The organism is Chryseobacterium sp. c4a (genome assembly GCF_009900745.1).
In the GTDB taxonomy this organism is placed as follows: domain Bacteria; phylum Bacteroidota; class Bacteroidia; order Flavobacteriales; family Weeksellaceae; genus Chryseobacterium.
Genome location: NZ_WXVU01000002.1, coordinates 300,389 through 314,623, shown reverse-complemented (window position 1 = coordinate 314,623; position 14,235 = coordinate 300,389). Strand labels below are relative to the sequence as shown.

16 protein-coding genes and 1 riboswitch are annotated in these 14,235 nt (G+C 35.3%); of the genes, 8 read left to right on the top strand and 8 right to left on the bottom strand.

All coding sequences use genetic code 11. The features are described 5' to 3' along the window. The 3 genes from GTR01_RS05735 (at position 1) to GTR01_RS05725 (ending at position 2,455) form a co-directional block, all read left to right on the top strand. A complete protein-coding gene (locus GTR01_RS05735; RefSeq protein WP_160136902.1) occupies positions 1-471 on the top strand; it encodes a hypothetical protein in 471 nt (156 codons plus the stop codon). 9 nt (positions 472-480) lie between these two features. Further along, entirely contained in the window at positions 481-1,557 is a 1,077-nt protein-coding gene (gene gcvT / locus GTR01_RS05730; RefSeq protein ID WP_160136901.1) for a glycine cleavage system aminomethyltransferase GcvT, read from the top strand. A 280-nt stretch (positions 1,558-1,837) separates the two neighbouring features. Further along, positions 1,838-2,455: a hypothetical protein gene (locus tag GTR01_RS05725; RefSeq protein WP_160136900.1), complete on the top strand. Its 618-nt coding sequence runs from the start codon at positions 1,838-1,840 to the stop codon at positions 2,453-2,455. 83 nt (positions 2,456-2,538) lie between these two features. Here the strand turns inward: GTR01_RS05725 and GTR01_RS05720 are convergent, their stop codons facing one another. Further along, on the bottom strand, positions 2,539-2,892 hold the full coding sequence (locus GTR01_RS05720) for an arsenate reductase family protein (RefSeq protein WP_160136899.1): 354 nt from the start codon (positions 2,890-2,892) through the stop codon (positions 2,539-2,541). 120 nt (positions 2,893-3,012) lie between these two features. Between GTR01_RS05720 and GTR01_RS05715 the strand changes: the two genes are divergently transcribed. The 5 genes from GTR01_RS05715 to GTR01_RS05695 all read left to right on the top strand — a co-directional run bounded on the left by GTR01_RS05715 (position 3,013) and on the right by GTR01_RS05695 (position 8,438). Further along, the gene (locus GTR01_RS05715; protein WP_160136898.1) at positions 3,013-3,480 is read left to right on the top strand and encodes an acyl-CoA thioesterase; all 468 of its coding nucleotides are present in this window, start codon (positions 3,013-3,015) and stop codon (positions 3,478-3,480) included. A 176-nt stretch (positions 3,481-3,656) separates the two neighbouring features. Beyond that, complete coding sequence (locus tag GTR01_RS05710; protein ID WP_160136897.1) at positions 3,657-4,496, top strand: GLPGLI family protein; 840 nt, start codon at positions 3,657-3,659, stop codon at positions 4,494-4,496. Positions 4,497-4,796: 300 nt separating this feature from the next. After that, positions 4,797-4,864: riboswitch (Fluoride riboswitch) on the top strand. A 31-nt stretch (positions 4,865-4,895) separates the two neighbouring features. Next, positions 4,896-6,203, top strand: coding sequence for a voltage-gated chloride channel family protein (locus GTR01_RS05705; protein ID WP_185155096.1), 1,308 nt, complete (start codon positions 4,896-4,898; stop codon positions 6,201-6,203). Between the two features lie 83 nt (positions 6,204-6,286). After that, positions 6,287-7,162 carry a LysR family transcriptional regulator gene (locus GTR01_RS05700; protein WP_160136896.1) on the top strand — a complete coding sequence of 292 codons (876 nt, stop codon included), beginning with the start codon at positions 6,287-6,289 and terminating at the stop codon, positions 7,160-7,162. A gap of 340 nt (positions 7,163-7,502) precedes the next feature. Then, complete coding sequence (locus GTR01_RS05695; protein WP_160136895.1) at positions 7,503-8,438, top strand: YeiH family protein; 936 nt, start codon at positions 7,503-7,505, stop codon at positions 8,436-8,438. A 78-nt stretch (positions 8,439-8,516) separates the two neighbouring features. On the opposite strand, the gene GTR01_RS05690 is transcribed toward GTR01_RS05695, so the two are convergent. From GTR01_RS05690 to ubiE, 7 genes are all read right to left on the bottom strand, one after another. After that, the gene (locus GTR01_RS05690; RefSeq protein WP_160136894.1) at positions 8,517-8,699 is read right to left on the bottom strand and encodes a hypothetical protein; all 183 of its coding nucleotides are present in this window, start codon (positions 8,697-8,699) and stop codon (positions 8,517-8,519) included. 172 nt (positions 8,700-8,871) lie between these two features. Next, positions 8,872-10,113, bottom strand: coding sequence for an MFS transporter (locus GTR01_RS05685; RefSeq protein WP_160136893.1), 1,242 nt, complete (start codon positions 10,111-10,113; stop codon positions 8,872-8,874). A 73-nt stretch (positions 10,114-10,186) separates the two neighbouring features. Next, the gene (rny, locus tag GTR01_RS05680) at positions 10,187-11,752 is read right to left on the bottom strand and encodes a ribonuclease Y (RefSeq protein WP_185155095.1); all 1,566 of its coding nucleotides are present in this window, start codon (positions 11,750-11,752) and stop codon (positions 10,187-10,189) included. 232 nt (positions 11,753-11,984) lie between these two features. Next, on the bottom strand, positions 11,985-12,272 hold the full coding sequence (locus tag GTR01_RS05675; RefSeq protein WP_045495179.1) for a cell division protein ZapA: 288 nt from the start codon (positions 12,270-12,272) through the stop codon (positions 11,985-11,987). Continuing rightward, positions 12,272-12,661: a hypothetical protein gene (locus GTR01_RS05670; RefSeq protein WP_228452165.1), complete on the bottom strand. Its 390-nt coding sequence runs from the start codon at positions 12,659-12,661 to the stop codon at positions 12,272-12,274. The genes GTR01_RS05675 and GTR01_RS05670 overlap by 1 nt, the downstream gene beginning before the upstream one ends. Before the next feature lie 52 nt (positions 12,662-12,713). Further along, entirely contained in the window at positions 12,714-13,499 is a 786-nt protein-coding gene (locus GTR01_RS05665) for a porin family protein (protein ID WP_160136892.1), read from the bottom strand. 3 nt (positions 13,500-13,502) lie between these two features. After that, positions 13,503-14,234 carry a bifunctional demethylmenaquinone methyltransferase/2-methoxy-6-polyprenyl-1,4-benzoquinol methylase UbiE gene (gene ubiE / locus GTR01_RS05660; RefSeq protein WP_160136891.1) on the bottom strand — a complete coding sequence of 244 codons (732 nt, stop codon included), beginning with the start codon at positions 14,232-14,234 and terminating at the stop codon, positions 13,503-13,505. Between the last annotated feature and the right edge of the window lies 1 nt (position 14,235).

Genomic DNA, 14,235 nt, shown 5'->3' with positions numbered 1-14,235 from the left:
ATGAAAAAAATACTTCTTTTTACTACTATGTTATCAGGAGGTTTGTTCTTTGCACAAAAGGCAAGTGCTTACGATAGCCCCAACTACTCTATCAACGTTCCGGAAGGTTGGAGATCTACTAATGATAGTGACATCGTCAATATTTTTCCGACCAGTGAAATTGGTGCCATTACCATTTCCGAGTACCACGATCTGAATCTTCCTAAAGCCGAAACGAAAAAATTCATTCTGGCTCTTTATAAGTCGCCAGATGATGAGAAAAAGGTAAAGGAAAGCAGAAGTAAAAAGGGATACACAGAATATTATTACGAATATTTTGATGAAAAAGAAAAATTATTCTGGATTACAAGAGCTTTTCAGAAGGAAAAAGACTTGTATCTGGTAACCATTAACTGTGGCCAGAAATTCTGGAACGGAAACTATATGACCCTATTCAATGAGACTTTTAACAGTTTTAAAATAAAGAAATAAAAATTAAATATGAAGAAAACAGCTTTGTACGACAAACATGTTTCCTTGGGAGCTAAGATCGTACCTTTCGCAGGTTTTGAAATGCCTGTACAATATTCAGGAGTAACGGAGGAGCATTTTGCAGTAAGAGAAAAAGCAGGATTGTTTGATGTTTCCCACATGGGTCAGTTTTTTATCGAAGGTCCGGGATCAAAAGATCTTTTACAATTTGTAACAACTAATAATGTAGATACTCTTGAAAACGGAAAAGCTCAGTACTCATGTCTTCCGAATGAAAATGGAGGAATCGTGGACGACCTTATCGTTTACAAAATGGAGGACGATAAATACTTTGTAGTAGTCAATGCTTCCAATATTGATAAAGACTGGAACCATATCGCAAAATACAATACTTTCGGAGCGAAAATGACCAATGCTTCTGATGATATGTCATTATTAGCAGTTCAAGGCCCTAAAGCTACTGAAATTCTTCAAAAACTTACTGATGTAAATCTTTCTGAGATTCCTTACTATAACTTTACAGTAGGAAGTGTAGCAGGAGTAAATGATATCATTATTTCCAACACAGGATACACTGGAAGCGGTGGTTTTGAGATCTATTTCAAAAACGAAAACGCAGAAAAACTTTGGGATGAAGTAATGAAAGCTGGTGAGGCAGAAGGAATCATTCCTTGTGGATTAGCTGCAAGAGATACTTTAAGACTTGAAAAAGGATTCTGTCTATACGGAAACGATATTGATGATACAACTTCTCCAATTGAAGCTGGTTTAGGATGGATCACTAAATTCGATAAGGAATTCGTTTCTAAAGATACTTTCGCAAAACAAAAAGAGGAAGGTGTTACAAGAAAATTAGTTGCTTTTGAATTAACAGATAAAGGAGTTCCAAGACACGACTACCCTGTTGTAGATGCTGAAGGAAATGTAATTGGAAAAGTAACTTCCGGAACTCAATCTCCAATGAAAAAGATCGGTTTAGGTCTTGCTTATGTGGACAAACCTCATTTCAAATTAGGTTCTGAAATCTTCATTCAGGTAAGAAACAAGAACATTCCTGCAAAAGTGGTGAAAGCTCCTTTTGTATAATTGTTTTAACAAGATAAAAAAACGGCTGGAAATAAATTTCCAGCCGTTTTTTTATTTAATAGCAGATACAGCAAATCGTTCTATCCATATCCTAAGTGTATTTTTTATTTATGACAAAATCAGGCATTAAATTCTGATAATATTTTCACAATATACAGCAGATCTTCACATATAGAAGTTTTCTTAAACTGGTTTAAGATTTCCCAGAAAGTCTCTATTTATCTTTGTTCAACTCATAAAAGTGCAAATTAACTCCAACTTGAAAACAAAGAAATTTACAATGAAAATCAAAAACCTACATTATTTTTCAGGATTAATAATCTCAATATTCGTCGGTCTTCACCTCTTTAATCACTTATGCAGTATTTTAGGTATCAACCAACATATTGAAGTGATGAATATATTCAGAAAAATATACCGTAATACTGTTTGTGAAAGTATATTACTATTGGCAGTGATCATTCAAATCATTTCAGGGCTTAGTCTTTTCAGAACCCTGCGAAAAACGACAACTTCCAATTTTGAAAAGCTTCAGATCTGGTCTGGTTTGTACTTAGCATTTTTTCTGATTATTCACGTATCTGCTGTCTTGATCGGTAGATTTTGTCTGCATCTGGATACCAATTTTTATTTTGGAGCTGCAGGAATCAATACATTTCCGACTCAATTATTTTTCATTCCTTATTACACCCTTGCCATTCTCTCTTTTTTCGGACACATCGCTGCTATCCATTACAAAAAAATGCAGACCTCCTTTTTATCTCTTTCTCCAGCAAAACAATCCAAAGGTATTCTACTTATAGGCATACTGACAACGATTCTCATTTTCTATGGTTTCACTAATCATTTTAAAGGTGTTCAAATTCCTAAAGAATACAATATTCTGGTTGGAAAATAACCCCTGCTAAAAAACTGTCCGGAACCATTAATGGTTCCGGACAGAATATATAATAACCTTGTACCTTTATGTGGTACACTCCATTAGTTTACTCCAAAAAAGTTCTGTAATTCTTCAACATTCTTTTTATCATTCCCTATAAAGATCTCTTTATCTGTTATAAAAACAGGGCGCTTTAAGAAGGTATAGTGATCGAGTAACAATTCTTTGAAATCTTTTTCTCCCAAAGATTTTACATCCAGGCCTCTCAATTTAATCTGAGTAGATTTTTTGCTGAACAAAGCTTCATACGACTTTGCCAGTTTATGCATTTCTTCTAATTCTTCTTGAGTAATAGGTTGCTTTTTAATCTCACGAAGTTCCCAGTCTGTAAGATCGAATTGTGCTAAAATTTTTCTGCAGGTATCGCAGGTGTTCAGGTAAAATACTTTCTTCATTGCTATTCTTAAGTCTTTTATTGGTTAAAATTCTGCTTCATTATTATTTAATCTTTCAAAAGTAGGATTTAATCTAAAACTTTGGAAATTATTAAATAACTTTATTAAAATTTTATAAAAATGCAGAACAAACCTATTACTTTTCAGTTTATTTCAGAACCTTCAGATGTTAATTATGGTGGAAATGTACACGGCGGAAGCGTTATGAAATGGATTGATCAGGCAGGATATGCGTGTGCTACTACCTGGAGTGGAAATTATTCAGTAACCGTATATGTGGGAGGAATCCGCTTTTATGAACCTATAAAAATTGGTGAGGTGGTAAAAGTAGACGCACAGGTCATCTATACCGGCAGTTCAAGTATGCATATTGCGATCAATGTCTTTTCCCGAAACCTGAAGCAACCTACTTTCGATAAAAAAACGCACTGCATCATTGTTTTTGTAGCTGTAGACGAAAATGGGAAAAAACTTCCGGTTCCCAAATGGATTCCTGAAACTGAAGAACAAAAACAACAGGAACAATATGCGAAACGTTTGATGGAACTAAGAACACAGATTGAAGATGAGATGAAACCTTTTTTATAAAAGTTGGAGGTATGAGATTCGAGTTGCCGGGGGTTAGTTTTTGGGATGATGATAATTGATTGCAGGAATTCCTTTCAAAATTAAAACCAAAAGTTCCCCACAATACTTTTCATATTATTTTATTGTACAACACATTAGGATTATCTAATTTAGTATCCACCCATTTCAAGTATAATATGAAAAATATTCTCACAATCACAGCCATTCTGTTGATGGTTTTTCTAAAGTCACAAACTCATAGGTTTATTTATGAACTTCAGTATAAGATGGATTCTACAGAAGCTGGCCATGAAAAGCTGAATATGATTCTTGATATTAGTCCGAAAGAAGTGAAATTCTATGGAAAAGACCTCGCAACTACAGATTCTCTGAACAAGAAGTTCGGAATGAATTCTAGTTATACAGATATGACAGGTCAGGTGGTGAAAAGAAAGATTAATTCTTTTGAGAATGAAAATTTCATCAATATCAAAAATGGATATTATTCATTTAAAACTACAGATAAAATCAATTGGACAATTTCCAATGACACTAAAAAAACAGAAAGCTATACCCTCCAAAAAGCAACGACCAAATTTGGAGGACGAAACTGGACTGCATGGTTTTGTAAAGATATTCCCTTTTATGAAGGGCCTTTCAAATTGCGTGGCTTACCCGGTTTGATTTTTGAATTATCGGATACTAAGAAAAATTTCATCTATCATCTTGTAAAGAGCAATGAACTACCGGAAGTATACGCTACTGAAGATTTCTTAGAATCCAATTTTGGAAATAAAGCAATTCCTATCAACGAAAAGCAAAAACAAAAGCTGATTCTGGAGTTTTATAATGATCCCTTTGCCTTTGAAAGAAACAATTTCAGCAAATCTAATAATGAACTGAAAATTAACATCAACGGTAAAGAAATTCATAATGTAGATGAGCTAAATACTCAGACCAAGAACATGCAGGAAGTAATCAGAAAATACAACAATCCTATTGAAATAGATAAGGCAGCGCATTATCCTATCTATTAACAAATAGTACCAATCCCTCTGGATTTTGTCCGAATATTCTGGTTAAATACACGTGATGTCTTTAGGTTTTGGCTAAAGCCAATGAATTGGTTTATTTTATTTATTGAGCGGCCAGGCTAAAGCCCGCCCCTATTGATGTTGATATCCTCATGTATATGTACACAGATAAAAGTTGTTTAACGACAAGATCTTTTATCTTTTATCTTTTATCTTTTATCTTTTATCTTTTATCTTTTATCTTTTATCTTTTATCTTTTATCTTTTATCTTTTATCTTTTAATCATAATTTATATCTTTGTACCACTAAAAGGAAATGGTGTTCTTCCTTACCCAACCGCTTTACAAAAGCTGATGACGCCTGATTGAGAGATTATTAAACAATAACTAATCAGGATTATTATGTCAAAAAATCAACGAACACTTGTTAAAAAAGTAGTTTTTCAAACTCAATTTTTCTTTAGAAAATTTCCGGCACTGCCTTATATTGGCAAATGGCTTTTGATCAGTATCATTATAGGAGCTTTGGTAGGAAGTGCATCTGCTGGTTTTTTACAATCATTGGAATGGGTAACCAATTTCAGAGAAAGTCATTTGTGGCTGATTGCTTTACTTCCTGTTGCCGGTTTTTTAATTGGCCTTATCTATTATTATTGGGGAAAAGATGTAGAAGCTGGAAATAATCTTCTCATTGATACGATTCATGAACCTAAAGGAATTATTCCGTTCAAAATGGCTCCTTTTGTTTACTTAGGAACTATTGCTACTCACTTTTTTGGAGGTTCTGCCGGCCGTGAAGGGACAGCTCTTCAGATGGCAGCTGCTATTGCGGATCAACTCAGCAAACCCTTTAAGCTTGATAAAAGTGAAAGAAGAATATTAATTATTGCTGCTATTGCCGCAGGATTCGGTTCTGTATTTGGAACTCCTTTAGCAGGTGCTGTGTTTGGGCTTGAGGTTTTTCTAATTGGCAGAATACGATATAATGCCCTATTTCCGGCATTTGCATCGGCAATACTTGCAGACTGGGTCACCAATCTCTGGAATGTTAAACACACTCATTATCATATTGATTTTATTCCTAAACTAGAGTTTCTTCCTATCTTGTATAGTATTTTAGCTGGTATTGCTTTTGGAATTTGTGCTGCAGCATTCAGCAGAATCATCCATTGGACGGGTTCTATTTTTAAATCAAAAATTAAATATCCGCCACTTCGCCCGGTTGCGGGAGGTATTATTATTGCTCTAGCTGTTCTGTTCATGGGCACCACACGATACATTGGGCTGGGAGTACCCGTAATTCTGGAATCTTTTGAAAAGCAGCTTCCACTTTATGATTTCGCTCTAAAAATGATTTTTACTATTATTACCCTTTCAGCAGGTTTCAAAGGCGGTGAAGTGACTCCATTATTTTTTATTGGAGCAACATTAGGGAGTGCATTATCCCTATTTATTCCATTGCCTTTTGGATTATTGGCAGGAATGGGATTTGTAGCCGTATTTGCAGGAGCAACCAACACTCCATTAGCCTGTATGCTGATGGGAATTGAATTATTCGGGGCAGAATGTGGTATTTACATAGCAATCGCCTGCGTTGTTTCTTATCTTCTTTCAGGTCACAATAGTATCTATACTAAACAAAAAATTGGTGAAGCTAAAAATAGAAGATACGAGAGCCAACAAGATCGATCCATTTCTGATTTTCTTTAACAAACCACCAAACACGCATCCCGAACCATAAACACCCCAAACTCTGTTACTCGAAATACAACTATAATCCGTACTTTTGCACCATGTTCGATTACAGGTTAAAAGTTTTCCATACGGTAGCTTCCAGACTGAGTTTTACTAAGGCTTCTGAGGAGCTTCATATTTCGCAGCCGGCAGTTACCAAGCACATCAAAGAAATTGAGGTTCAGTTGAGCACCAAACTATTTGACAGGAAGGGAACTTCTATACAGTTGACACAAAGTGGCAAAATTCTGTATGAATATGCTGAAAAGATCAGAAATATCTACCGGGATCTGGAGTTTGAAATCAGTCAGATCAACCAACAACACAAAGGAAAGCTTATCATTGGGGCAAGTACCACTGTTGCTCAGTACATTTTGCCTGAAATCTTAGCCAAGTTCAATGCTTATTATAAAGATATCAAAATTGAGCTGCTGACCGGGAATACTGAAGCCATTTCAGCACTTTTAAAAGAAGAAAAGATTGATCTTGGTATCATTGAAGGTGAATCGCAATCTTCTTATTTTGATTATAAGACTTTTAAACCCGATGAAATTGTTCTGGCAGCCAAATCAGACCATCCTTTGGCTCATAAAATGTTAAATGTTAAAGACCTGTATCAATTGAATCTTATTTTCCGTGAACAGGGTTCAGGAACTCTTGAATTTATCCAAAACAGATTAAGAGAAAAAGGAATTAACATTCATGAATTGAATACTGTTATTCAGTTAGGAAGCAGTGAAAGCATCAAAAACTATCTTCTTCATTCAGATTGTATGGCTTTTCTTTCTATCAGCACCATTTTAAATGAGTTGAAAAATAATGTTCTTACCGTTATTGACATTAAAAATTTCAATATTGAAAGAGATTTTCATTTTATTCTTCCGAAAGGAGAGCAGTCTGAATTAATAGAATTGTTTTTAAGATTTGCAGAGTAGTTTTTTTGCAATACTGAATCTTTAAATGAAAGGAAAATCCAATCGTTTTGCCAAATGTTTTTGAGGTTTATTGAATAAAGATATACCTGAATCAATATTTCTAGGTTTTGGCTAAAGCCGTCAGAAGTTTAGTTTTTTTTGATTAGGCCGGGCTAAAGCCCACCCCTATTGATGTTGATATCCGCATGCATATGTACACAAATAAAAGTTGTTTAGCGACAAGATCTTTCATCTTTCATTTTTTATCTTTATAACTTTTAGTTATCCAATATAACAAAATACGATTTACTTTATAATAACATATTCCCGAATTTTGAATCAGATTTTAAAAGTTCGAAATATGAAAGATTTCATTCAAAATGAAACGACGCGAAAAATAATTTTTATTGGATTGGCAGTTTTATGCCTTACTCCATTCATTTCTTCTCCCATTGCTCTGGCACTAGGTTTTGCTCTGGCTGTTTTTATGGGAAACCCATTTGAAAAGCATTTGCATCAATATATTCACCTGCTGTTACAGATCTCTATTGTCGGATTAGGCTTTGGATTAAAACTGAACGAAGCGCTTCATGCCGGTAAAACAGGTCTGATGTTAACGGTTGTAAGTATTATCACTGTAATGGTTTTGGGATATTTTTTAGGAAAGATCTTCAAGCTTGAAAGACCGCTATCCTATCTTTTGTCTGCCGGAACTGCAATCTGTGGCGGAAGTGCCATTGCTGCGGTTTCTCCCATCATTAAACCTACTACCAAACAAATATCTCTGGCATTAGCAATTGTTTTTACCTTGAATTCTATTGCTTTATTTGTGTATCCTGCGATCGGGCATCTGCTTAATCTCTCTCAGGAACAGTTTGGGCTATGGTGCGCTGTAGGGATTCATGATACAAGTTCAGTTGTGGGAGCTGCCGGTAAATATGGGGATGAAGCTTTAAAAATTGCCACAACGGTTAAATTAGCTCGTGCTTTATGGATTATTCCGGTTTCCCTGATTACTATGTTTATTTTTAAAAGTAAAGATTCAAAAATTAAAATTCCGTGGTTTATTGGATATTTCATTTTGGCCATTCTACTGAATACTTATTTTCCAATTATGGATACTTTCAGTACTGCTATTACTTCTTTGGCTAAATCCGGATTAAACCTAACCCTATTTTTTATTGGTTCTACTCTTTCTATCCAGACTTTGAAAACAATAGGTCTTAAGCCCTTACTTACTGCTGTACTGCTTTGGGTAACGATTAGTGTTGGAAGTTTGTTATATATTATTCACTAAAAACAGCAGCACCCTTCTGAAATCAGAAGGGTGCTGCCTATTAAATGTGGAAATGTTTATTGCATTCTAAATAATTTATTATATCTGCGGACAGTTATATACCTGTGGACAACCGATATAGATAGAGCAATACTCCGGGCCTGTAACAGCTCCTGAACAGCTGCATCCACAAAGGGATAAATCCGGTTTACCGCTTACTCCTCCTGTAATGTTTTTCAGATCTGCCTTTCTTAATTTTTTAGCATTTTTAGTAATGTTCATGTTATTTGTTTTTTTAGTTAAACGTATAGTTTTAGTTACATCCCAAAGTTAAACAAATATTAAACATTCACAACAAAAATTTATTAAAATTAAAATAAACAACTGATTTAAATACGATTACAATATCAAAAAACACAATAATTCTGTTTTTAATTTTTAAACAAATTAAAATTTACTCTGTAAATTCCAAGTCTTTATTATGAGTTTCAGAAATCGTCAATGAAGAATAAAAAGCTAACCCAAATACTACAACACCTACAATTGCTGCGCTTTCCACTACTGAAAAACTACCTTTAAAGAAATCAAAAGCCAGAATCATGACAGGTACCAGCCCTCTTACCATATTGGGAACAGTAGTGGTGGCTGTATTTCTGATATTCGTTCCAAATTGCTCTGCTACCAGAGTGACAAACATCGCCCAATATCCGGTGCCAAAGCCCAACCATACACAGAACAGATAATACTTTGTTTCGGTATTTGTATTTCCAAACAACATAATTCCTACCCCTACCAAAGTAAACAGAAGCATATAAAAAATAGCCATCTTACGTGATTTTAAAGCATGAGAAATAAAACCACTCATCAGATCACCCACAGAAATACCTACATAGGCCCACATAATAGCCTTTCCCGGATTAATCTCCTTGATTCCAAATTCAGGAGCAAATTGGTTAGCTAAAACAGCTAAAATTCCAATACAATACCAGGTAGGTAATCCCACAGCAATACATTTCAAATATCGTATCAATCTGTCTTTATTGGTGAAAAAGGAAAGAAAATTTCCTTTGGAAACACTTTTATGTTCAATATTCTTATAGATTCCGGATTCTGAAACGCTGATTCTCAGCAATAATAATAGAATTCCCATAATACCGCCAATGATATAAGAAATATTCCAGCCTCCAGCTAATTCTACCGTTAATTGAGCTACAACAGCACCCATTAATCCAAATCCTGCTACTACTGAGGTACCAATGGCTCTTAAATTCTTCGGCAGACTTTCAGAAACCAGTGTAATTCCGGCTCCAAGCTCTCCTGCAAGTCCTATACCCGCAATAAATCTTAAAGCGGCATATTGATACACTAAATGATCTTTTGGGAAATAAGGCAAAAATCCACAGGCAATATTGGCCAGGGAATACACAAGAATAGAACCAAAAAGTACAGAAAGTCTTCCTTTTTTGTCTCCAAAGACTCCCCAGAATACTCCCCCAATAAGAAGTCCTACCATCTGGCAGTTCAAAATAAAGGTTCCGTCAACATCAGGATTAAGCCCTAAAGCTTTTAAACTGGGAATCCTCACAATCCCAAACAGGAGAAGATCATAGATATCTACGAAATAGCCCAAGGCTGCAATAATAACGGGAATAGAGAAAATGTACTTCAATTTTGAAGACAGAGATAATTCTTGCATTGTTAAGTTTTGATAAAAATAAAAAACCTTTCAATTTCTTGAAAGGTTTTTATAAAATATCTTGTTCCGATTATTATCTTGCAATATTCACGGCTCTTGTTTCTCTGATTACGGTTACTTTCACCTGTCCAGGGTAAGTAAGTTCATTCTGGATCTTTTCAGAGATATCGTAAGATAGTTGAGAAGCTACTTCGTCGTTTACTTTTCCACTTTCTACCATTACTCTTAATTCTCTACCTGCCTGGATTGCATAAGCGCTTGATACTCCATCGAAGCTTAATGCTGCAGATTCAAGATCCTTCAGTCTCTGGATGTAAGATTCCAATACTTGTCTTCTTGCTCCCGGTCTTGCTCCTGAGATCGCATCAGCTACCTGAATGATCGGAGATAATAGAGACTTCATTTCAATTTCGTCGTGGTGAGCACCAATTGCGTTTACAACCTCTGGGTTTTCACCATATTTCTCAGCCCACTGCATTCCTAATAAAGCGTGTGGTAGTTCTGATTCCTGCTCAGGAACTTTACCAATATCGTGTAGTAAACCTGCCCTCTTAGCTAATTTAACGTTTAATCCTAATTCAGCAGCCATAGTTGCAGCGATGTTGGCTACTTCTCTTGAGTGCTGTAATAAGTTCTGTCCGTAAGAAGAACGGTATTTCATTCTACCTACAATCTTGATTAATTCCGGGTGTAATCCATGGATACCTAAATCAATAATCGTTCTTTTTCCTACTTCAATGATCTCCTCTTCAATTTGTTTTCTTGTCTTTTCTACGACTTCTTCGATTCTTGCCGGGTGAATTCTACCGTCGGTTACCAATCTGTGAAGTGATAATCTTGCGATCTCTCTTCTTACCGGATCGAAACATGAAAGGAGAATAGCTTCCGGAGTATCATCCACGATGATCTCAACTCCTGTTACCGCTTCTAAAGCACGGATGTTTCTACCTTCTCTACCGATGATTCTACCTTTTACTTCATCAGATTCAATGTTGAATACTGATACTGAATTTTCGATAGCCTGCTCTGTTCCGATTCTCTGGATAGTCTGGATAACGATCTTTCTAGCTTCGTTCTTAGCGTTCATCTGAGCTTCTTCCATAATGCCCTGAACGTGTGCCTGTGCTCTTGTTTTCGCTTCAGCTTTCATGGTTTCTACCAATTCTGCTTTCGCTTCTTCAGCTGTATAATTAGAGATTTTTTCAAGTATTTCTACTTTTTTAGCAGTAGCTGTATCTAATTCATGCTGCTTTTTGTCTAGAATCTCATTCTTTTTAGCATAATCTGCGATCTGTCTGTCTAAGTCTTTTTCAAGCTTTGCAGTCTTGGCAAGCTCGTCAGTCACTTTATGCTCCTTATCCTTCGTTCTTTTTTCAGCTTCCTGCATTTTTCTTTCACGAGCCTGAATATCTGAATCATGCTGAGATTTCAATTCAAGGAACTTTTCTTTAGCTTGTAAGTTCTTTTCTTTCTTTATGGATTCAGCTTGTACGTTAGCTTTTTCTATAAGGTTTTCGGCGTTTTTCTTGGCATCATCTATAATAAATTTTGCCTTAGTATTCAGAGAGCTTTTTGAGAAAATTATTCCCACGGCAGCCCCGATTACTAAACATACAACACCGACTATAACTTCTATCATAATGTATATTGAGTTTTAATTGTATTCATATCCTTTTAAAATAAAAAAAGCCTACAATAATCCAGAGATTGAGAGTAAACTCCTAATCAACACGATTTGAACTGATTTCCACTGTCTGTAATCCGGAAGACCGGCACGCCATTCAGAGGACATTTGTTCGGTAATTGTTTAGCGTTGAGTTTACCTTTAATGTGTTAGAATTATTGTAGGCAGCTTGTTCAGGAAAAAAAATCTATTTCCCGATTTCATTCAACGATTGATTGATCTGTTGTAATCTTTCGTTGGTTGAATTAATATTTTTCTCGTAGTTAAGAGAAACTACTTCTGCATTGGTTCCCAATTTCAGGGCACACATAGCCAAAGCATCTTGTTTATCTCTTACATCGAAGTTCTGTTCAAAATCTTTAATCATATTTTCGATCTGCTTCCCTACCTTACGCAAAGTTTCCTCCTCTGCTGCCGGTACGTTCAGCGGATACACTCTTCCTGCAATGTTGACGGTTATTCTCCTTACCTCCATTATAATCCACTGTTTTGAAGCTGAGCAATACAGAAATCAATCTCTTTTACCAATCTGTTGATATGGTTTTTCATTAACCTATTGTGTTCAGGATTTCCTGATATTGCTGAATAAAGTTTTATATTTTTTTGTTCTTCTGCTAAGACCTGATTTCTTCTTCTTTCCTCATCATATTTTATCTTCAGCTCTTCATGCTCAACACTTAATTCTGATAACTTTTCAGTAAGATTTCTGTAATTCTTTTGGAGAGCCAAAATTTTTCTCTCTAATTCTGAAAAATTGTTTTCTAAATCTTGAAGCATTTCAGGTTTGTATATTCTAACTAGAAGCAAAAATAAAAAAATATTAACACTAACAAAAATAAATAGTCCTATATTTTGATCTGCCAACAAAAAAGGAGATGCAAAAGCATCTCCTGAGTATTTTTAGTATGATAATTTCTTATTCAAATTTCAGTACAAACATTACAGCTCTGGTCTGTAAAGTAGAGATAGCAGAAGCCCAATAAGGAGGTGTAGTAGCGTTATCAGCCACTTTCTCATTGTTCATGAAGAATGTTCCTCTGATGGCAGGAGTCAGTTTAAATTTGTTGAAATAAAACTGAATTCCCATTTCTGCTGACCACGCAAAGTTGTGGGTAGTGGATCTGAAGATCTGCTGCATGTTATCATCTGTAGAACTAGAATTAGACTGCAGGTTTACAATATAGTTCACCCCTGCTGCAACATAAGGTCTTGAATTATACCATCTTCGCCCATGAAGCTCCAAAAGTACCGGAATATCAACCAATGTAGACTTTATATCCCTTACTTTATCCTTTTCCTGTAAAGGAATTGGTGTAAAAATAGGGTTGGTAGTAGTTCCACCTTGAAATCTATCATTAGCTTGTGTATTAAAAGTCAACTGTCTTTGTGCAAACTGCAACCCCGGTTCTACTCTTACATCCAAATAATCATTCAATCTCCATTTTGCGATAAGTCCGGCACCGAAGCTATAGCTTTCTTTAGTGCTGGTAACGAGATTTTGATTATTTTCCATTCCATAAGTGGAATTGAGTACAATTCGGTAGTCCAGTTTATTCCCGTTCAAATAAAAACCCCAACTGAATTTCTGCTCGTCGAAATCTTCCAACTTATCCATTCTGTTTCGGGTTCTAAATTGCGCGTTTGCAAAAACGGCAACATTTACTGAGGTTAAAACCAGTGCTTTTAATAGAAATTTATTCATAGGTTACTTTGTTGCTTTATAAATTGTGGCTATACCTAAACTTAGTTTTTTATATTCAACTTTCTTAAATCCCGTATCTAAAAGAATTTGTTTCATCTTCTCCCCGAAAGGAAAAGCATTTACAGAATCCGGAAGGTATGTATACGCCCTATTATCTTTGGAAACCAGTCTGCCTATAGCAGGTAATATATTTTTGAAATAAAACATATATAATGGCCCCATGAAACCCTCAACCTTTGAAAACTCCAGTATATAAACACTTTTGTTATCTTTAACTACTCTTCTTAACTCTGCCAAACCTTTGGTAAGGTTCTCAAAATTCCTTACTCCAAATGCAACGGAAACAGCATCAAATCTATTGTCCTCGAAAGGTAAATTTTCTGCATCTCCTTTTTGCATGGAAATTTTGCCGTCTAATTTAAGTTTTTTTATTTTAATAACGCCAACATTGAGCATTTGTTGTGATAAATCTAAACCAACTACTTTTGAACCGGTTCCTTTTTCAATTGTAATTGCCAGATCTCCCGTTCCTGTAGCCACATCCAGCACTTCTTGCGGGTTATCATTTTTCATCCATTTTACCAATGTATTTCTCCATAAAACATCAATTTTCATGGATAAAACGTGGTTCAAAAGGTCGTATTTCGGCGCAATATTGTCGAACATATCCTCTACCTGGCTCTTCTTTGTAGCCTCAGAATTGTAGGGAGTAACTTTAGTGATATCTTTTGTCAAA

Coding starts and splice junctions, on each gene's coding strand:
- GTR01_RS05735 (WP_160136902.1), top strand. CDS start 1: ATGAAAAAAATACTTCTTTTTACTACTATGTTATCAGGAGGTTTGTTC.
- GTR01_RS05715 (WP_160136898.1), top strand. CDS start 3,013: ATGCAGAACAAACCTATTACTTTTCAGTTTATTTCAGAACCTTCAGAT.
- GTR01_RS05695 (WP_160136895.1), top strand. CDS start 7,503: ATGAAAGATTTCATTCAAAATGAAACGACGCGAAAAATAATTTTTATT.
- rny (WP_185155095.1), bottom strand. CDS start 11,752: ATGATAGAAGTTATAGTCGGTGTTGTATGTTTAGTAATCGGGGCTGCC.
- GTR01_RS05700 (WP_160136896.1), top strand. CDS start 6,287: ATGTTCGATTACAGGTTAAAAGTTTTCCATACGGTAGCTTCCAGACTG.
- GTR01_RS05675 (WP_045495179.1), bottom strand. CDS start 12,272: ATGGAGGTAAGGAGAATAACCGTCAACATTGCAGGAAGAGTGTATCCG.
- GTR01_RS05725 (WP_160136900.1), top strand. CDS start 1,838: ATGAAAATCAAAAACCTACATTATTTTTCAGGATTAATAATCTCAATA.
- GTR01_RS05720 (WP_160136899.1), bottom strand. CDS start 2,892: ATGAAGAAAGTATTTTACCTGAACACCTGCGATACCTGCAGAAAAATT.
- GTR01_RS05665 (WP_160136892.1), bottom strand. CDS start 13,499: ATGAATAAATTTCTATTAAAAGCACTGGTTTTAACCTCAGTAAATGTT.
- GTR01_RS05710 (WP_160136897.1), top strand. CDS start 3,657: ATGAAAAATATTCTCACAATCACAGCCATTCTGTTGATGGTTTTTCTA.
- GTR01_RS05690 (WP_160136894.1), bottom strand. CDS start 8,699: ATGAACATTACTAAAAATGCTAAAAAATTAAGAAAGGCAGATCTGAAA.
- gcvT (WP_160136901.1), top strand. CDS start 481: ATGAAGAAAACAGCTTTGTACGACAAACATGTTTCCTTGGGAGCTAAG.
- GTR01_RS05685 (WP_160136893.1), bottom strand. CDS start 10,113: ATGCAAGAATTATCTCTGTCTTCAAAATTGAAGTACATTTTCTCTATT.
- GTR01_RS05705 (WP_185155096.1), top strand. CDS start 4,896: ATGTCAAAAAATCAACGAACACTTGTTAAAAAAGTAGTTTTTCAAACT.